The organism is Pyxidicoccus sp. M15, assembly GCF_056858435.1.
Genome location: NZ_CM166495.1, coordinates 1,144,081 through 1,162,913, shown reverse-complemented (window position 1 = coordinate 1,162,913; position 18,833 = coordinate 1,144,081). Strand labels below are relative to the sequence as shown.

Annotated in this window: 16 protein-coding genes; 6 read left to right on the top strand and 10 right to left on the bottom strand. The window is 71.2% G+C overall.

Annotated features, from left to right (window positions below):
* Positions 1 to 42: 42 nt before the first annotated feature.
* Complete coding sequence (locus tag ACX9TP_RS04690; RefSeq protein WP_482978506.1) at positions 43 to 732, bottom strand: response regulator transcription factor; 690 nt, start codon at positions 730 to 732, stop codon at positions 43 to 45.
* Positions 733 to 873: 141 nt separating this feature from the next.
* On the bottom strand, positions 874 to 1,206 hold the full coding sequence (locus ACX9TP_RS04685) for a hypothetical protein (RefSeq protein WP_482978505.1): 333 nt from the start codon (positions 1,204 to 1,206) through the stop codon (positions 874 to 876).
* 176 nt (positions 1,207 to 1,382) lie between these two features.
* On the opposite strand from ACX9TP_RS04685, the gene ACX9TP_RS04680 reads away from it, so the two are divergent.
* Complete coding sequence (locus tag ACX9TP_RS04680) at positions 1,383 to 3,329, top strand: CheR family methyltransferase (protein ID WP_482978504.1); 1,947 nt, start codon at positions 1,383 to 1,385, stop codon at positions 3,327 to 3,329.
* Complete coding sequence (locus tag ACX9TP_RS04675) at positions 3,326 to 4,606, top strand: sensor histidine kinase (RefSeq protein ID WP_482978503.1); 1,281 nt, start codon at positions 3,326 to 3,328, stop codon at positions 4,604 to 4,606. The genes ACX9TP_RS04680 and ACX9TP_RS04675 overlap by 4 nt, the downstream gene beginning before the upstream one ends.
* A 129-nt stretch (positions 4,607 to 4,735) precedes the next feature.
* On the opposite strand, the gene ACX9TP_RS04670 is transcribed toward ACX9TP_RS04675, so the two are convergent.
* The gene (locus ACX9TP_RS04670; protein WP_482978502.1) at positions 4,736 to 5,788 is read right to left on the bottom strand and encodes a chemotaxis protein CheB; all 1,053 of its coding nucleotides are present in this window, start codon (positions 5,786 to 5,788) and stop codon (positions 4,736 to 4,738) included.
* Between the two features lie 314 nt (positions 5,789 to 6,102).
* On the opposite strand from ACX9TP_RS04670, the gene ACX9TP_RS04665 reads away from it, so the two are divergent.
* Entirely contained in the window at positions 6,103 to 6,513 is a 411-nt protein-coding gene (locus tag ACX9TP_RS04665) for a response regulator (protein WP_482978501.1), read from the top strand.
* Positions 6,514 to 6,533: 20 nt separating this feature from the next.
* Here the strand turns inward: ACX9TP_RS04665 and ACX9TP_RS04660 are convergent, their stop codons facing one another.
* The 6 genes from ACX9TP_RS04660 to ACX9TP_RS04635 all read right to left on the bottom strand — a co-directional run bounded on the left by ACX9TP_RS04660 (position 6,534) and on the right by ACX9TP_RS04635 (position 14,420).
* Positions 6,534 to 7,838: an ABC1 kinase family protein gene (locus ACX9TP_RS04660; protein ID WP_482978500.1), complete on the bottom strand. Its 1,305-nt coding sequence runs from the start codon at positions 7,836 to 7,838 to the stop codon at positions 6,534 to 6,536.
* 99 nt (positions 7,839 to 7,937) lie between these two features.
* Complete coding sequence (locus tag ACX9TP_RS04655) at positions 7,938 to 9,776, bottom strand: protein kinase domain-containing protein (protein ID WP_482978499.1); 1,839 nt, start codon at positions 9,774 to 9,776, stop codon at positions 7,938 to 7,940.
* A gap of 1,050 nt (positions 9,777 to 10,826) precedes the next feature.
* Positions 10,827 to 11,375: a hypothetical protein gene (locus tag ACX9TP_RS04650; RefSeq protein ID WP_482978498.1), complete on the bottom strand. Its 549-nt coding sequence runs from the start codon at positions 11,373 to 11,375 to the stop codon at positions 10,827 to 10,829.
* Positions 11,376 to 11,639: 264 nt separating this feature from the next.
* Positions 11,640 to 12,446: an ABC transporter permease gene (locus ACX9TP_RS04645; RefSeq protein WP_482978497.1), complete on the bottom strand. Its 807-nt coding sequence runs from the start codon at positions 12,444 to 12,446 to the stop codon at positions 11,640 to 11,642.
* A 3-nt stretch (positions 12,447 to 12,449) separates the two neighbouring features.
* A complete protein-coding gene (locus tag ACX9TP_RS04640; protein ID WP_482978496.1) occupies positions 12,450 to 13,238 on the bottom strand; it encodes an ABC transporter ATP-binding protein in 789 nt (262 codons plus the stop codon).
* 144 nt (positions 13,239 to 13,382) lie between these two features.
* Positions 13,383 to 14,420, bottom strand: coding sequence for an alpha-hydroxy acid oxidase (locus ACX9TP_RS04635; RefSeq protein WP_482978495.1), 1,038 nt, complete (start codon positions 14,418 to 14,420; stop codon positions 13,383 to 13,385).
* Positions 14,421 to 14,587: 167 nt separating this feature from the next.
* Between ACX9TP_RS04635 and ACX9TP_RS04630 the strand changes: the two genes are divergently transcribed.
* The 3 genes from ACX9TP_RS04630 (at position 14,588) to ACX9TP_RS04620 (ending at position 17,644) form a co-directional block, all read left to right on the top strand.
* Positions 14,588 to 15,577, top strand: a complete 990-nt coding sequence (locus tag ACX9TP_RS04630; protein WP_482978494.1) for a hypothetical protein — start codon at positions 14,588 to 14,590, stop codon at positions 15,575 to 15,577.
* A 139-nt stretch (positions 15,578 to 15,716) separates the two neighbouring features.
* On the top strand, positions 15,717 to 17,243 hold the full coding sequence (gene exaC / locus ACX9TP_RS04625; protein ID WP_482978493.1) for an acetaldehyde dehydrogenase ExaC: 1,527 nt from the start codon (positions 15,717 to 15,719) through the stop codon (positions 17,241 to 17,243).
* Entirely contained in the window at positions 17,243 to 17,644 is a 402-nt protein-coding gene (locus ACX9TP_RS04620) for a DUF779 domain-containing protein (RefSeq protein ID WP_482978492.1), read from the top strand. Before exaC ends, ACX9TP_RS04620 begins: the two co-directional genes overlap by 1 nt.
* Positions 17,645 to 17,778: 134 nt before the next feature.
* Here ACX9TP_RS04620 and ACX9TP_RS04615 read toward each other — a convergent pair whose 3' ends face one another.
* On the bottom strand, positions 17,779 to 18,474 hold the full coding sequence (locus tag ACX9TP_RS04615) for a type IV toxin-antitoxin system AbiEi family antitoxin domain-containing protein (RefSeq protein ID WP_482978491.1): 696 nt from the start codon (positions 18,472 to 18,474) through the stop codon (positions 17,779 to 17,781).
* Positions 18,475 to 18,833: the final 359 nt, after the last annotated feature.

The following is an 18,833-nucleotide window of genomic DNA, read 5'->3' as shown; positions in this document are numbered from 1 at the left end:
GCCCCCGGGGGTGATGCGGGCTCCCCTCACGCGAGGGCGCGCCTAGACGGTGGCCGGGCGCTGCACACCCAGCTGGCACGCGAGCACGGCCAGCTGCGTGCGGTTCTCCGGGCCCAGCTTCTTGTAGATGCTGGTGATGTGCGCCTTCACCGTGCGCTCGGTGATGCCCAGACACGCGGCAATCTTCAGGTTGTCCGCGCCCGCGGCGATGTAGCCCAGCACCTCGCGCTCACGCAGCGTCAGCTTGCCCAGCTCGCCGCCGACGGACGCGGTCTCCTGCTGCGCCTGGAAGCCCTGGAAGGGAGACGACCACGACAGCCCTACCGGCATCAGCCGCTCGCCGCGCGCCACGCGCTGGACCGCCTCCACCACTTCCGCCAACCCGACGGTCTGCTTCCACAGGTACCCGGCCGCGCCGGTGTTGAGGCACTGCTCCACCAGCTGCGAGTCCTGGTTGCCGGACATCACCAGCGCCTTCACCCCCGGGTAGAAGTCGTGCAGGCACTGCAGCGCCGTCAGTCCGCTGGACGCCTCGTCGCGCCCAGGGACTTCCAGCCGCAGGTCCAGCAACACCACGTCGGGCTGCGCCTCGCGCACCCGCGCCAGGAAGGTGGGCGTCTGCGCGCAGCTCGCCACCACCTCCATCCCCGCGCTTTCCAGCACCGCGACCAGGCACTCCCGGAAGACCTGCTGGTCCTCCAGCACCGCGACCCGGATTCGTTGTCCCTGCATGGCGGTCCATCCTCTCGGTATCGCAGCCACGCCTCGTGGCATGCCCACAGCGTGGAGTCCCGCCCTAGATGTAACCCCCGAGGGCAATGGCGCACGAGTCCCTCGACAGGTAGGCCGCACCCGCTGTTCAGGAACCGATGTTCAGGAGATGTTCAAGGTTGCTCGGACAGCGCTGCTTGTGTCTGCCTCGTCACGGACCCCGGGCAGGCGGACGAGCACCCGCCCCATCTCCCGCACCACCAGGCGGCGGCGCTCGGGCTCCAATCCCAGCCGGACGCAGCAACCCTCCGCGTAGAAGAGCAGCTCCTCGCCCTGCTGCCGGGCGAGCTGCCCCCACCGCGGGTCTCCCAGGGGCCAATGCTCCGCGACCTCCGCCAGCCGCGCCAGGCGCGTCTGCACAGACAGGCGCGCCCGGGATGAGAGGGATTCCATCAGGTCCGTCAACGCGGAGTGCATGTGGATGGCGTAGGACATGGGGTGCGCGACAGCCTGGGTAGACTGTCCTCTGACAACACAATGGACCCCGAATGCAGGGGGGGAAATTGGACCTCGGAACGATGGGATCCAACGTCTCGTGGCGTCATGCGCGGGTCCACCCTCCCGGGTCGTCCCGCCTTGCTGCTCCCCATTCGCTGCGCTACAGCAATCCCATGGCGACCCGCCCCGCGCGTGACAACGAGCTCGAAGCCATCCTGGAGAAGGTGCGGCAGGTGCGGAACTTCGACTTCCGCAATTACAAGCGGGCCACCCTGCAGCGGCGCATCGAGCGGCGCATGGTCGCCACGCGCTGCCGCACCCGGGCGGCCTACCTGGCCCTGCTGGAGCGCGAGCCGCAGGAGGTCAACACGCTCGTCTCCTCCATGCTCATCAAGCTCACCACCTTCTTCCGGGACCGGGAGGTCTGGGTGGGGCTGGACCGGGTGCTGCGGGAGCTGGCGCAGCGCCGCCGGCCGGAGCAGGAGCTGCGCATCTGGAGCGCCGGCTGCGCCACGGGCGAGGAGGCGTACGCGGTGGCCATCGCCGCGGCGGAGGCGCTGGGCCCCGGCTATCCGGGCCCGGAGCTGAAGGTCTTCGGCACCGACGTGGACGAGGCCGCCATCGCCACCGCGCGCCGCGGCGTCTACTCCGCCGCCCAGCTGGAGAACGTCTCCAAGGAGCGGCTCGCCCGCTGGTTCACCCCCGCGCCCGGCGGCTACGCGGTGCGCAAGGAGATTCGCCGCGCGGTGGTGTTCGGCGTCAACAACCTGGTGTCGGACGCGCCCGTCTCGCGCATCGACCTCATCCTCTGCCGCAACGTCTTCATCTACCTGGACTCGGACCTGCAGAAGCGCGTGCTCGCGCGCTTCCACTTCTCGCTGCGGCGCGAGGGGCTGCTGGTGCTGGGCCGCTCGGAGCTCATCCCCTTCGCCGCGCGCCTCTTCGAGCCGCTGGACCTGCCACGCCGCATCTACCGCAAGGACTTCCGCCAGGAGATGCCCCTCACGCCGCAGCAGCGGCTGATGAACCTGGTGGAGCCGGACCCGCTGCCCATGCAATCGCCGGCGCCTCCGCGCGAGGTGTCGCGCACCCCGCCGCGCGACGCGCTCGACTCGCAGCCCTGCCCGGTCATCACCACCGACCTCGACGGCGTGGTGACGATGTGGAACCGCGCCGCCACCCGGCTGTGGGGCTACAAGGAGGCGGACGTCACCGGCAAGAAGCTCACCTCGCTGGGCCTGCCGGGGCTGGGCCAGGAGCTGCTCGTGGAGCAGAGCGCGCGGGTGCGCGGCGGCCGCTCGGAGCGCGAGTCCTCTGACGGCGTCGTCGAGTCCATGGACCGCGACCCGGTCCACGTGCGGGCCCAGGTGATGCCCCTGCGCGCCGCCGCCGGTGACCTCCAGGGCCTGCTCTACGTGGCCCACGACATCACCGCCCTGCACGGGCTGGAGCAGAACCTCCAGCGCGCCACCGAGGAGCTGCAGGCCAGCAACCTCCGGCTCCAGTCCTCCAACGAGGAGCTGCGCGCGTCCAACGAGGAGCTGGAGACGACGAACGAGGAGCTCCAGTCCGCCAACGAGGAGCTGCAGACAACGAACGAGGAGCTCCAGTCCACCAACGAGGAGCTGGAGACGACGAACGAGGAGCTGCAGTCCACCAACTCCGAGCTGGACGCCACCAACCGGGAGCTGGCCCACCGCACCGAGGAGATGGACGCGCTGACCTTCTGCCAGCGCACCATCATCCGCACCCTCTCCGTGGCGGTGCTGGTGCTGGACGCTCAGGGCTACATCACCACCTGGAACCTCGCCGCGGAGCGGCTGCTGGGCCTCACCGAGCGCGAGGCGGTGGGACAGGTGCTGTGGACGCTGCGCATCCCCGCCCTCAAGCGCGCCCTGCTGCTGCGGCTGCGCAAGCAGCTCTCGGAGGGCCGCTCGGTGCGGCAGGAGAACGTGAGCTACCAACTGCTGCACGGTGGCCAGGGCCACGCCACCGTGGTGGCCACGCCGCTCGTCACCGACTCGGTGGTGCTGGGCGCCGTCATCCTCTTCGAGGACACCACCCGCGTGACGGCGCTGGCGAAGGAGAACCGCGAGCTGAAGGAGCGGAACGGGAAATGACGCCGCCGCGCACACCGCCGCGCCGGAGCGCGGAGAAGGAGGAGGAGGAGCAGCCGTCGCTGCTGAACAAGTACCAGCAGCTGCTGCGGAAGCACGAGGCGCTGGTGCGCCGGCTGGCGGAGCACAACGTGGAGCACATCTCCACCTTCAAGCTGTCCTCCTGGGCGCTGGAGACGAGCGCCAGCGCGCTGGCGCTGCTGCGCGGCGGCCGGGTGGTGCTGGCCAACTCGCGCTGGCACGAGCTGGTCCGCGGGCCCGGCCCGTGGCGATGGCAGGGCGGCGGCGCGGACGCCGTGGAGGTCCGCACCCTGCGCGAGGCGGCCGTCCAGGAGACCGCGGCCCTGCTGGCGGCGGGCGGCGGCCTGCGTGTCATCCGCTACCGGCAGGTGATGGACGGGCGCGTGGTGGAGCTGAACTCGGAGCAGGTGACCGCGCCCGGCGAGGTGCTGGTGCTGGTGCTGGCCCGCGACATCACCGAGCAGGTGCGGGCGGAGGAGGAGCTGGAGCAGGCCCGGGCGTCGCTGGCCCAGCGTGAGCACCTGCGCGCCCTGGGAGAGATGGTGGCCGGCATCGCCCATGATTTGAACAACACGCTCAACGCCATGCGGCTGCGGCTGGAGCTGCTGGGCCGGCACCCGACGGTGGCCGCCGCGCCCCCCTCCCACCTGGACGCGCTGGTGCGCATCGTCGCGGACGCGAGCACGCGGGTGGGCCGGCTGCAGTCCTTCGCGCGCCAGCAGCCGGAGGACTCCTCGGAGCGGGTACAGCTCGACGCGCTGGTGCGGGACGCGGTGGAAATCGCGCGCGGTGACATCATCCACCGGGCCACCCGCGCGGGCGTGCAGGTCCACGTCGAAGTGGACCTCGCGCCGCTGCCCCCGGTGAAGGGCAGCGAGGCGGACCTGCGCTTCGTCTTCATCAACCTGCTGCTCAACGCGCGCGACGCCATGCCCCACGGCGGCACCATCCGGGTGCGGGGGCGCCACGAGGACGGCCGCGTCATCCTCAGCGTGGAGGACGAGGGCACCGGCATCCCGCCCGAGCACCTGGACGCCATCTTCCGCCCCTTCTTCACCACCAAGGGCAGCAGGGGCACCGGCCTGGGCCTGTCCATGGCCTACGGCGTGGTGTCCCGCGCGGGGGGGACGCTCACCGCGGCCAACCGGCCGCGAGGGGGCGCCATCTTCACCCTCACCTTCCCGGTGGAGTCGCCGGCCCCTCCGGACACGTCCGGCCTTCGTCCGCTGAAGAAGCGGCGCCCCCCCGCGGAGCGCTAGCACGCGCCCGGCCTCGGCGAAGAAGCGGCGCTGACCTGGGCCCCGCTCCCGGTGGACGGCGCGGCGCGAGCGGGCGCGGCTGGAGGCGCCGGGCAGTGAAGGAGTCGTCACTCGCCCGCCACGGCGGGCTCACCCCTGGCGCTGTCGCCGCGGGGCGGACTCTTCTTCCATCGCGTCCACGTCCGGCGAGGAGCCGCCGAGCAGCAACTCCCGCAGGACGAGCACCTGCGCCTCCGCCTCCTGCGCGCGCTCCTCGAAGCGGTCCGCCGAGTGCTGGTGGTGGTGCTCCTTCGCGCGGACGGCCATGCGGCGGGCCAGCGCGGCGCTCTCCTCCAGGGCGCGCAGCGCGGCCCACAGCGCCTCGTCAACGCCCTTCTGCTGACTGACGACCAGCGCCTTGCTGGTGTATCCATGGCCGGTGCGGCAGCGGAAGCGCAGCAGGCCCTCGTCGTCCATCTCGAAGAGCACCCCGCCGCACTCCGGGCAGGAGAAGTGCGAGGGGTTTCCATACTTCGGAGGCTCTCCCGCGACGGTGTCCTCCTCCAGTGTCATGGTCTTCACCTCTGCTTCCATCTGGCGCGAGAATCCTGACGGCTTCGGGACACGCACCGTCACCGGGGTGGACACGAGGCGCTCCAGCAGCGGCCCCATCTCCCTGAGTGGCACGCAGTGGTCCACCTTCACGTACTCCAGCGCGCTGCGGGGCATGTCCGGGCAGAAGGCGTCCTTCGGGTCCTGCACCACGGCGACGCCGCCCTGGCCCTTCACCGCCAGCAGCCCCGCCGTCCCGCAGTCCAGCGCCCCGGTGAGCACCACGCCCACCACGCGCGGGCCATAGGCGCGCGCCGCCGAGCGGAACAGCGTGTCCACCGCCGGCCGGTGCCCGTTCTCCCGCGGCCCCTTCACCACCAGCACCTTCCCGGCCTCCACCACGAGGTGCCGGTCATTCGGCGCCACGTAGATGTTCCCCGGCTGGAGCGGCTCGCCATTCTCCGGGTGGCGCGCGGGCAGGTCGCCTGCCCGGGTGAGGATGGCCGGCAGCACGCTCTTATGCTGCGGCGCCAGGTGCAGCACCACCAGGACCGCCGCCGGAAACTCCCTGGGCAGCTGCGCCACCAGGGCGGAGAGTGTCTCGACTCCCCCCATGGACGCGCCGATGACGATGATGTCGCGCTGGGCCATATGCCTCCGTCCTTCAGCTCAATCTAGGAAGCACGCCTGGCCAGGGCACCGCGCCAGCCCCCCCCGCCCCGCCCCACCGGACGCTCCCCTGTCACCTCGCTCCCGCCAGGGTCCGAACGGCCTCACGGCGGCAGGGTGCGACGCACCGGGTAGGGCGGCATCCGTCCCGGCTTTCAGACTGTGCGGGCTATTCAGGCGGTTTTGCGAGGGAGTGTCGGGGTCGGAAGGGCCCTCCCCGGGGGGTGGCGACAGGGGGACGCGGGTGCGGGATACTCGGGAGCGAAGACTTCCGCACTCTCTGGGGGACGACTCATATGTCGGAGATGAAGATCCGCGTCCTGGTCGTGGACGATGATCAGGACCAGCTCGCCCTGGCCGAGCGCACGCTGTCCACCTACGGCTTCGAGGTCCGCACCCACCGCTCGTCGCTGGGCGTGTCCAACCTCGTGCGCACGACGGCGCCGGACCTGGTGCTGCTGGACGTGAACATCCCCGCGCTCACCGGCGACAAGGTGCTGGCGCTGGCGCGCTCGCAGGCCCCGGCGGGGACGAAGTTCATCCTCTACTCCGCCTCGGACGAGTCCAAGCTGCGCGCGCTCGCGCGTGCGTCCGGCGCGGACGGCTACATCACCAAGAGCGTGCAGGGCGAGGAGCTGGCGCAGCGGCTGTCGGCGCTCCACCACAAGGCCCGCGCCGCCGCCGAGTCCACCCCGGCCGTCCGGTAGCACGCGGCGCGCGAGGCCCTTCAGCCCAGCAGCGCCGCCACCTCCAGGAAGACGCCGCGGAAGTCCCCGCGCGCGCCGAGCAGCCGCAGGTTCTGCACCAGCCCCCCGGTGGAGCGGAAGAACATCACCGCCTCCGCGGGCGGCTTGATTTTGAGGAAGCGCGGCGCGTTGCGCGCGAAGTGGTTGCGCAGGTCCCGGCTGATTTCACACGTCGCGTAGTCGTACGGCGTGGTGCGCATGGGGCGCCCGGCGATGTGGAGGATTTCGCGGATGAGCGCCTCGGCCTCCGCGTCCGGCAGCTCCGTGGTGAAGCCCACCTCGCGCGACAGGCCCAGCACGTCCATGGACTCCATCCGCGTGGCGTGCTGGAACATGCGCTGGTTGGCGTCCACGAAGCGCGGGCTGAAGCGCTTGATGCTGCCGAAGTCGAGCAGGCCCAGCCGCCCGTCCGGCATCACCATGAAGTTGCCCGGGTGCGGGTCCGCGTGGATTTCGCCGGTGCCGAAGAACGGGCCGTAGGTGGCGCGGATGAGCTGGCTCGCCACGCGGAAGCGCTCCGCGTTGGACGGGCCGGTGGGCACCCAGTCCTTGAGGGTGAGCCCCTCCAACAGCTCCAGCGTCAGCACGCGGCCGGCGCTGTGGCTGGAGATGACCTGGGGCACGTACACGTCCTTCAGCGGCGCCACGGCGCGCGCGAAGCCCTGCGCCAGCGCGGCCTCGCGGCGGTAGTCCAGCTCCAGCAGCAGCTCGTCGCGGAACTCCTGGAAGTAGGCGGAGCCGTCCATCAGCTTCGACGCCATGGACACCGTCTTCACCACCATGCCCACGTTCTGGAGGTCCTGCGCCATGGACTCGGCGATGCCGGGGTACTGCACCTTCACCGCGACGTGGCGCCCGTCGGGCAGCACGGCGCGGTGCACCTGGCCCAGCGACGCGGCGGCCAGCGGCTCGCGGCTGAAGTCGCGGAAGGCCTCCTCCGGCGGCGCGCCCAGCTCCTCGCGCACCACGCGGGCCACCTGCGCGTACGACATGGCGGGCGCCTGGTTCTGGAGGCGCGCGAGCACCTGGCGCACCTCCGGGGTGAGCAGGTCCGGGTCCATGGAGATGGCCTGGCCCAGCTTCATCGCCGCGCCCTTGAGCTCTCCCAGGGTGGAGACCAGCTTCTCCGCGGCGCCCATGGACAGCAGCTCCGGCGTGCTCCCGGTCAGGCGCTTCGCGCTGCTCTTGAGCACCTCCGAGCCCACCTGCATGGAGAGGCCCGCCAGCTTGCGCATTCGGGTGAACCGCCCCTGCGGGGGCAGCGTGTCGTCGGAGTCGGAAGCCATGGGGATGGCTGGGGATTAACGCGGCGCCGCCTCCGGGACGCAAGGCACGCGCTCAGCCCCGCGCGCCCGGCCGCCCTCCAGGGAGGCGGGAGTGGGAGGCTACCGGGGGATGGGCGTGTTGCGCAGCCGCGCGCGCAGGGAGCGCCAGCGCTTGAGCCCTTCCAGGTCCAGCGGGTCCAGGCGCACCGCGGACTCGTAGGCGGCAAGCGCCTCCTGGAGCCGCCCCACGGACGCGAGCGCGTCGCCGGACAGCCGGTGCACGGCGGCGCGGCCGTCCCGGCCGGGGTTGGCGGTGAGGAAGCGGCGGCGGCAGCCCTCCATCATGGTGACGGTGAGGCCGGCGGCGAGGCAGCGCTCCACGCCCTCCACGTTGCCCAGCGCCGCGTCGTACTCCGCGCGCCGCTCCACGTGCCCCAGCACGTGGAAGGCCGCCTGCACGCGCTCCTCGGCCCGCTCCAGCTGGGCGCGCTGGGCCAGGGACAGCGTGCGCGCCTTCAAGGGCTCCAGCGCCGCGCGCGCCTTCTGCACGGAGGCGCGCACCGCCTCGGAGGAGGCGTCGCGCGGCAGCTCCAGCGCCGCGTAGTGGTCCCCCGTCAGCCGCGAGCGGAAGCCCTGGAGGGCGCGCTCCGCGACGGCGTCCTCCTTCCCGGAGAAGGGCACCGGTGTGGGCGGGGCCAGCCGCGCGCCGGACTTCATGCGCACCAGGGCCTCCTGGAACTCAGGCGAGGTGTCGCGCAGCTGCACGCCGAAGCCGGGCACCATGCGCCAGGCGCGGGCCTGCTCGGCGGTGACGTGGCGCACCACCTGGCCCGTGCAGCCCAGCTCGCCCCCGGGCAGCCGCAGGAGCAGCCCCACGTCGGACAGCAGCGGCGGAGGCGCGCCGTCCGAGTGGAGGAAGAGGCCCGCGCGGCCCATCCACTCGCAGCGCAGCTCCTGCGAGTGGGGCGCGCCGGCCAGCCGCACCCGGGCGCTGAAGGTGGCGGGCGCGACGGACTCCGGCGCGGAGGTGAGCGACGCGACGAGGGCCGCGCGCAGCTCGGCGGCGTTGGCGTAGCGGTCCGAGGGGCGCTTGGCCAGCGCGCGCAGCAGCACGCGCGAGAGCGCCGGAGGCACCGCCGGGTTCACCTGGTGCGGCGGCACCGGCGTCTTCTGCAGGTGGCCGATGAGCACCTCCGCCGCCGTGCGGCCCGCGAAGGGCACCTGGCCGGTGACGAGGTAGTAGCCCAGCACGCCCGCCGCGTAGATGTCCGTGCGCGCGTCCACCGGCGCGTCGCCGCACTGCTCCGGGGCCATGAACTCCGGGGTGCCCAGCAGCATGCCCGCTTCGGTGGTGAGCTGGCCCGCCGGCCGCGACAGCAGCTTGGCGATGCCGAAGTCCAGCAGCTTCACCCGCTGGCGGCCGTTGGGCAGCGGCACGAGGAAGACGTTGGCGGGCTTGAGGTCGCGGTGGACGATGCCGTGCACGTGCGCGGCGCCCAGCGCGTCACACACCTGGGTGAGCAGCTCCACCGCCACGGAAGGGGCCAGCGCGCCCTGCGCGAAGGACGCCAGGCTCTGCCCCTCCAGGTACTCCATGACGAGGTAGGGGCGCCCGTCGCGCGTGTCCAGATCGTAGAGCGTGACGACATTCTCGTGCTGGACGAGCGTCAGCGTGCGCGCCTCGGACAGGAAGCGCGCGACGAGGTCCGGGTCCTGCGCGAGGTGCGCGTGGAGCACCTTGATGGCCACGCGCTTCTGGATGAGGGCGTGCTCGGCGAGCAGCACCGTGCCCATGCCGCCCCGGCCCAGCTCCTTCAGCAGCCGGAAGTGGCCCAGCTGCTTTCCCACGAGCTGGAAGGGCACGGGCACCGGCGTGTGGGCCGCCACGACGCCGGCCGGCGTCCCCCCGGCGAACAGCATCGTGCCCCCATCCACGGGCGTGTCCCGATGTGCGCGCACCCAGGTGGGGCACTCGCTGAGGTCGGCGTGCGACGGCACGCAGGAGCAGTTGGCGGTGGAGGATTGAGCGAACACAGTCGGGGGTGGTGACTGCCGTGTGGAGCGTGGCGGCGGGGAGCTGTGCGAGACACGTGCCAGGGGTGATTCAACTGCCTTCGTAGGGGGCTTCCACAGCAAGGCGTTGATCTGGTTCGGATTTCGGACAGTGTTGCCAGGACTTCATCTCGCCCAATCGCATGAGCCCCCTCTCTCGCGCTGGAGAAACTACAGCCACCGGGTTGAAAACATTACCGCCGCCCTCACCCTCGCGCGATGGCCATCCCACCTTTCCTCAACGCAGTGGGCGCACATTGTTGGGCGGAACACGCGCCGTCCCCGCCCGCGCGCGGGGCTTCCGTCGTTTTCCGACCTCGTGAGGGGTGGACGGTGGCGCAGGCGTCGGCACCGGAGGCCGCGGGTGGTGTGAGGTGGGCACGCGGGCGCGGGGCGCCGACCGCGTCCGCGCGGGACGCGGAGCGGGTGGGGACGCGCTGACGCCCGGCCACGGAGCGGCGGTGGGGCGGGCCTCCAGCGACTGTCCCGCCCGTAGAACCGCGTGAGGGAGGGTCGTGGGCTGACGGAACTCTCGCTCTGATGGAGCGGTCCGAGCCGGCTTCGCCGCACGTGATCTTCCACGTGATCTTCAAGGGCGCGGGCCGACGGCACTCTCGCTCCGGTGGCGGAGTCCGCGCCGGCTTCGCCGCACGTGCTCTTCAGCGCGTGGGCCGACGGCACTCTCGCTCTGATGGAGCCGTCCGAGCCGGCTTCGCCGCACGTGCTCTTCAGGGCGTGGGCCGACGGCACTCTCGCTCCGGTGGAGGAGTCCGCGCCGAGGACGCGGGCGGACTTCGCCGCACGTGCCCTTCAAGGCTTGGAAGGAGAGGCCCGCGAGCCCGAGGGCACCGGAAGGGCCGGCGTCCGAGGACTACGCGCACGCGTCCGCAGTGGACGCGTGCGGAGGGAGCCTCCCCTGCACGACGTGACAGGGAGGCTCCTGGCGAGGCGTGGGCCTCAGCCGATGATGGGCTCGCAGTAGCCCTCGGGGCCGCAGGTCAGCCCGTCGCAGCAGACCGAGCCGCCGCCGCAGGTGGAGCCCTCGGGCGCGCACTCGGAGGAGCCCGCGTCCGTCTCGCCACCCGTGCCCGCGTCCGTCTCGCCGCCGGTGCCCGCGTCCGTCTCACCACCGGTGCCCGCGTCCGTCTCGCCGCCGGTGCCCGCGTCCGTCGCGCTGCCGCAGGCCCCCAGCGTGTCGCCGTGCTTCGTGTGCGCCTTCAGCGCGGGCAGGCCCACGGTGATGGTGTGCGCGTTGGCCGGATTGCCGGGGGGGATGTGGCAGATGGTGACCTTCGCGATGTTCGCCGGATTGCCCGGGGCGTCGGCGGTGCCACCCTGCCCGTCAGCGGCCGGGTCCTCGGACGTCGGGGGCGCGCCCTCCAGCCCGCCGCTCTGCGGGTCATCCGGGGTGGGCTCCCCGTTCTGCTGCGGCTGGCCACCACACGCCAGCAGCGTGCACAGGGCCACCATCAGGGCGGACGAGGAAACGAGGTTGAAACGTCGCATGCGCGTTCTCCAGTGACAGGTGTTCGGGTACTGCTACAGCAACGGGGCCACCCCACCGTCAGGCGCTCCAGCCGAGCGCGCACGTCCGGGTGCCCCGCATGGAGCAGCGGTTCGAGCGTCGCGTCTGGAGCCGCCTGCGCGGTCCTTCCAGGTGCCAGCCCCCCGCCGGTACAGCCACCACCGCGAGAAGACCCTCCGTCCTCGCCACCGGCCACGCACGCCACCCCTCCATGACGCGGACAGACATGCTGGAAAAATGAACCCTTAGCTCACACTTTCGGCGCTGTAGCGGGCAATGAGGCCGGTGCGTACGGCGTGTCGGTGGACCCGCGAGAAGAAGGCGCTCGCGAGGACAATCTGCACGACGGCGAGCCCACCGCCCCACAGGAGCGCGGTGCCGGAGAACGCGCCGCCGGAGACGAGCGTGCGCATGCCCTCGAAGACGTACGAGGGCGGCAGGAGCCTGGACACCGCCTGCATCCACGGGGGCAGCGTGGCCAGCGGGTAGAAGACGCCGGCGAACGGGGAGATGAGCGCGGGGATGGGCCAGACGAACCACTCCGAGGCCGGCCCCAGCCGCAGGACTATCGCGCAGCCGAAGATGCCGATGGCGATGCCGAAGAGGAACAGCACGAGGAGGAACGGCACGAACATGACGCCGTACGCGGCGAAGGACAGGCCGAACACGGTGCTCGCGAGCAGGAGCATGACGGCGAGCCCCACCGCGCTCGTGGCGATGCCGGAGAGCACCAGCCCGCCGATGTACTCGGAGATGGAGAGCGGCGTGGCGAAGACGTTGAGGAAGTTGCGGGACCAGACGTCCTCGAAGAACACCATCGTCACGCCCTGCATGACGCGCGTGAAGAAGTCCCAGAGGAGCACGGCGCCCAGCAGCGTGTGGACGAAGTCGAGCCCGGGGGCGGCGGAGACGCTGTTGAGGTAGCGGCTCATGAAGCCCCACAGCACCATGTCGATGGCTACCCACGCGAAGAGCGGCAGGAAGCGGGCGACGCTGCCGCGCAAGAGGTAGAAGTGGCGCAGCGCGATGGCGTAGGCACGGGACGGGCGCATGGCTCAGGCCCTCCCCAGCGCGAGCGGCTCGCGCGCCACGGCGATGAAGAGCTCCTCCAGGGACGCCCGGCCGTGCTCGTGGGGCAGCGTCCTGGGGTCGCCCTCGAGGAGGACCTTGCCACGCGACAGGAAGAGCACGCGGTGGCAGACCTCCTCCACCTCGTACATGTTGTGGGACGTCCACAGCACGCCGCCGGCTCCCTGCGCGGCGAAGTCGCGGATGCGGCCGCGGATGTCGCGCGCGGTGGACGGGTCCAGCGAGGCGGTGGGCTCGTCCAGCAGGAGCAGGTGCGGGCGGTTGAGCATGGCCTTGGCCAGGGCCACGCGCGTCTGCTCTCCCGAGGACAGCACGCCGCAGCGGGTGTCGCGGAAGCGCACCAGGTCGAACTGCTCCAGCAACTCGGTGATGCGCGCGGACAGGGCCTTCACGCCGTAGATGAGGCCGAAGACGCGCAGGTTCTGGTACACGGTGAGGTTGCCCGGCAGCGGTGAGTACACGGCCGCGAAGTTGGTGCGCTCCAGGGCCTGGGAGCGCTGGCGGGCGAGGTCCACCTCCTCGATTCGGATGGTGCCGGAGGTGGGCTCCAGCACGCCGAGGAGCATGTTGATGGTGGTGGTCTTCCCCGCGCCGTTGGGCCCGAGCAGCCCGACAATCTCGCCGGGGCCCACGTCGAAGGAGACGCCGTCCACGGCGACGGTGTCACCGTAGGACTTTCGCAGCGCGGAGACGGAGAGCACCTTCGTCGCGGAGGGCCCCCGCGAGGGGCCGGGTGTCGTCACTGGAGTTGCCATATGGGGGCGGCATTGTTCCCCAGCCCGCGTGTCCGCGTTCCTGGAACCGGGGCCGGAGCGTGCGTCCGGTGCTGGAACCGTGGAGTGGAGCACCCCAGGTGGACGCGAGTTGGGGGTTTCACATCACTGAGGGTGGACCCGGGGTCAACGGTGGCGGGCCAGGGCGACGAGGTCTCCCCCCACGCCGGAGACCTCCGCCACCCCGGCGAGAGAGAGCGCGTGGGCGGTGTCCTCGCGCAGTCCATCGAGCACGCCGCGCACGCCTTCCGCGCCGCCAGTCGCAAGCCCCCACAGCACGGGCCGGCCCACGAGCACCGCGCGAGCCCCCAGCGCGAGCGCGCGCAGCACGTCACGGCCGGTGCGCACGCCGCCATCGACGAGGACGGGCACGCGGCCCTCCGCGGCCTCCACCACCTCGGGCAGCGCCTCCGCCGTGGACACCGCGCCGTCGAGCTGTCGCCCGCCGTGGTTGGAGACGATGAGGCCGGCGGCCCCATGGTGCAGGCACTCGCGCGCGTCGTCCGCGCGCAGCACGCCCTTCACCAGCACCGGCAGGCCGGACAGCTCGCGCAGCCAGTCGAGGTCCGCGAAGGTGACATCGGGGGCCTGCTCGGCCAGCTCGCGGCGGGTGAGCCCTTCCAGGTTGGCGAGGAAGTCCTCCTCGGGCAGGGCCAGCGCGGAGTCGCCCCTGTCACGCCGCTTGCGTCCGACCACCGGGGTATCGCCGGTGAGCACCAGCGCGCGGGCGCCCGAGGTGACGGCGCGCTGCACGAGCGCGCGGGTGAGGCCCCGGTCCTTGAAGACGTAGACCTGGAGCCACCAGGGCCCAGCGAGCGCGGCCACGTCCTCCACGCGGCGCGACGCGCGCGAGGAGAGCACCAGCAGCGAGCCGGCCTCGCGCGTGCCGCGCGCGGTGGCCAGCTCCCCTTCCGCATGCGCGAGCGAGTGGAACGCGGTGGGCGCGACGAGCACCGGCGCGGCGAGCGGCGTGCCGAGCACCTCGGTGGCGGTGCGCACGGAGGACACGTCGCGCAGCACGCGCGGGCGGAGGCGCACGCGGGCCCAGGCGGCGGTGTTCTCCGCGAGCGTGGTCTCCTCGCCGGAGCCGCCGGCGTAGTAGTCGAACACCGCCTCGGGCAGCCGCGCGCGGGCACCGGCCTCCAGCGTCTCGTACGGGAGCATGGCCTCGCGAGCTACCACGGCACAGCAGTCGCTTGAAGCCACGGACGCGAGCGGGGGGCACAGATGCTGAAACCATGAGGGTTCCGTGACGATTGCCGCGCGCCCCTTCCGTACCGTCCTCTCGAACATTGACGAAGGGGACACCCATGGCGGCATGGAGAGTTGGAGTGGCACTGATCGCGGTCCTGGCGGTGTTGATTCCAGGAGCGGGGCATCCCTGTCCCGTCCTTCCCCTGACGACCCGGGAGCTCATCCAGCAGGCGGAGCGCATCGTCCTCGTCCGGGTGGTACGAAGCTGGCGCGCGAAGCCCACCCAGTGGGACGTCGCATCTCCCCTGGAGACGGAGGACGCCCGCATCTTGCGCGAGCGCCTCCGGGACCTCGCGCCCCGGGACCGGGTGGAGCTCGAGGTGCTCGAAACATGGAAGGGCGCCCCCGCCAGGACCTTCACCGCCGTCTCGCATGCGAGCTGGGATGACCTGCCCTACGCCCAGCAGCGCCATGGAAAGGACCACACGCTGCTCGTCTTCCTCAGCCGCGAGGACGATGGCTGGAGCACGACGGGCTACAAGTCCGAGCGGGTGCTCGCGGACGGGGATGTGGCGGCCTGGAGGGAGCGGGTGAAGGAAGCGCTCGCGATCCAGGCGCTCGCTTCCGTACCTGAGCAAGCCCTCGTGGACTGGAACGTGCTCGCCGTTTCGAACCTCGCTACCCGGCTGGATGGCCTGACCTCCCTCTTTGGCGAGCACCTGCTGTGGGACTTCGAGCGCGACCATCCCCTGGAAATCCCGCGCCCGCACCCGCTCAGCTCCGTGGCGCAGCGGCGCATCGCCGACAGCTTCATCGCGCACCCGGGCCCACCCTCGATGGTGTCGCTGATGCTCCTGGCGCTGGACGGACAGGCGCATCCGGACGTGGACCGTGTCGCGGCCAGGCTCATCGACCAGCAGCTCGCGAATGAAGTCACCGATATCCTCGAGCTCCAGGTGGCGCAAGACGCCATGGACCTGCTGAGCGCACGGCTCGGGGCGAGCAGCCCCGGGACGGACCGATGCCGGCATGGGCAGTTGGAGGACATGCACCTCCCGACGTTCACGGCGTGCGTCCAGGCGCGATGGGTACACCTCCGTGCGCTGCTCCCGGAGCCGCGCCCCTGAAGCCCTCCCCTTCTCCATGACACGACGCGGTTGAACACTTCCGAACGAGGGCCGGCCCCTGGGGGTGAGGGACGTGCGACTGCGGGACGCCGCATCCTCGCAAGTCCTCACGAAACACCGCCGACGCGGGAGGTTGCGCATGTCGAAGGTCTATGAAGCTCCGGGGCAGCAGGGCAGCCTGGTGCGGTTCAAGAACCGGTATGGCAACTACATCGGCGGTGAGTTCGTCCCGCCCGTGCGAGGCCAGTACTTCGAGAACATCAGCCCCGTGAATGGCAAGCCGTTCTGCGAGGTGGCCCGCTCCACCCACGAGGACGTGGAGAAGGCGCTGGACGCCGCGCACCGGGCGAAGGACGCCTGGGGCCGCACGTCCGTCGCCGAGCGCGCGGACATCCTCAACAAGCTCGCCGACCGCATCCAGCAGAACCTGGAGGTGCTCGCGGTGGCCGAGTGCTGGGACAACGGCAAGCCGGTGCGCGAGACGCTCGCCGCGGACCTGCCGCTGGCGGTGGACCACTACCGCTACTTCGCCGGAGCCATCCGCGCGCAGGAAGGCGCCATCAGCCAGATTGACGACCAGACCGTCGCGTACCACTTCCACGAGCCGCTCGGCGTGGTGGGGCAGATCATCCCCTGGAACTTCCCGCTGCTGATGGCGACGTGGAAGCTCGCCCCCGCGCTGGCCGCGGGCAACTGCGTGGTGCTCAAGCCCGCCGAGCAGACGCCCTCCTCCATCCTGCTGCTGATGGAGCTGGTGGGGGACTTGCTGCCGCCCGGCGTCGTGAATGTGGTGAACGGCTACGGCATCGAAGCGGGCAAGCCGCTCGCGAGCAGCAAGCGCGTGTCGAAGGTGGCCTTCACCGGCGAGACGACGACGGGCCGGCTCATCATGCAGTACGCGTCGGAGAACCTGATTCCGGTGACGCTCGAGCTGGGGGGCAAGTCGCCCAACATCTTCTTCGAGGACGTGCTCTCGAAGGACGACGACTTCGCGCGCAAGGCGGTGGAGGGCTTCACCATGTTCGCCCTCAACCAGGGCGAGGTGTGCACCTGCCCGTCGCGCGCGCTGGTGGCCGAGCGCATCTACGAGGAGTTCATGCACCACGCGCTGGAGCGCACGCGCAAGCTGGTGCAGGGCAACCCGCTGGACACGGCGACGCAGGTGGGCGCGCAGGCGTCCAACGACCAGCTGGAGAAGATTCTCTCGTACATCGACATCGGCAAGAAGGAGGGCGCGAAGGTGCTCACGGGCGGAGGCCGCAAGGCGCTGCCGGGCGCGCTGGCCGAGGGCTACTACGTGGAGCCGACGGTGTTCGAGGGCACCAACCGGATGCGCATCTTCCAGGAGGAAATCTTCGGCCCGGTGGTGTCGGTGACGAAGTTCCGGGACATGGAGGACGCGCTGGCGGTGGCGAACGACACGCTGTACGGGCTGGGCGCGGGTGTGTGGACGCGAGACCAGAACACGGCGTACCGCATGGGGCGCGCGGTGCAGGCAGGCCGCGTCTGGGTGAACTGCTACCACCTGTACCCGGCGCACGCGGCGTTCGGCGGGTACAAGCAGTCGGGCATCGGCCGGGAGAACCACAGCATGATGCTGTCGCACTACCAGCACACGAAGAACATGCTGGTGAGCTACGACCCGAAGCCCACCGGCCTGTTCTGATGCGCGTGGAGCGAGTCACCGTGACACCGGCGGCGGAGGCCCTCCTGCGCAGGCTGCAGGAGGTGCACGGGCCGCTGATGTTCCACCAGTCCGGGGGCTGCTGTGACGGCAGCGCGCCCATGTGCTTCCCGCGCGGTGAGTTCCGCGTGGGGCAGCAGGACGTGTACCTGGGCACCGTGGTGGACACGCCCTTCTACATCTCGGGGCCGCAGTTCGAGTACTGGCAGCACACGCACCTGACGGTGGACGTGGTGCCAGGGCGCGGCAGCGGCTTCTCGGTGGAAGCCCCCGAGGGCGTGCGGTTCCTCATCCGCTCGCGGGTGTTCGAGGACGCGGAGTACCACGCGCTCCAGGAGCAGGGCCCGCCACCACGAGGGCCCCAGCACGAGCAGCGCGACTGACCGGGGGACTGAATGGTCCCCACCGCGGACCCTCTTCGGGGGCCGGGAACGGTGCGGGACCGCCCTGTTCGGAAATGTCGGGGGTTCGAACAGGACGCGTCCAGACCCGGGCCAATCGGACTCCCGAGGCGCCGTCACTCGAGCTCCATGTCTTCAGTTCCGGGGAGTGGCCCGGCCCGGAGAGCGGCCCGGGAGGCCTCGTGTTCCGCCTCTCGGGCAACACGGGCATGCTCGGCCCGCGCGAGGTCGGCGCCCCTGCGCGCCCGGATGACTTCCAGGTAGGGAGCCATCGCCGTCCCGACGCGACAGATGCCCGCGAAACGCAGCAATTCCTCCTGTGAGCATCGACCTGACAGCAATGCATCGCCCAGGGCGCGCACCGCAATCGGGTAGCCCAGCTTGCCGCGGTACTTGAAGAGGTCGGCCACTGTCTTGGCCACGCTGTAGACGGGCACCTGGACGCCGTGGATGGAGCGGTACTCGATGCCCTCGGATAGCGCGAGGCCGGAGAAGCGCACCACGTGGAGTGGCGGCTCCTCCCAGCGCGGCTTGCGTGCCTTCTCGTCGATGGCCATCCAGACCTTGTCGGGCTCCTCCTCCCGCGAGAGTCCGTGAATCCAGAGCGCGGTCTTCAGGCACAGCACGCCTCGGGGAACACGCCTGGCAGCCACTGCCACCGCCGGGAACTCGAACCGGTAGGGGCGCCAGAGGCCACGAGCCACCTTCCTCAAGGAGCCCATGCGCACCCACAGCTGGAGCTCCGAGCGGGGCATGCCGCGCGCTTCCAGGTCACGCCAGCGCAGCAGCCCCATTTCCTCGGCCAACGTCATCACCGCCGGCCGGTTCTTTCGTCCTGGCCGGAGTCTCGTTCTGCTCACCATCCTCCACCCCCAAAAAACCCCCGACATTTCCGAACAGCACGCCGCGCAACCTACCGGGGTGGGCTGACATGCCCATCTGACAGGCGGAGCGGGCCGGCTGCCCGCGGAATTGGAAGGCTCCACCTCGACGAACCGAGAGGGAGCGCTCCAGCGAAGGCCTGCAAGGGCAGCAACCCGCCTCGAGTGCCACCGGGCGTCACGCGAGGAGGCGCGTTTCCTCGTCACCGGATGCGGCGTGAGGTGCATGCCAGTTTTCGCGGAACCTCCCACCGGCCCACGGTGTCTGGAGCGGCCACCAGGAGGCGGGC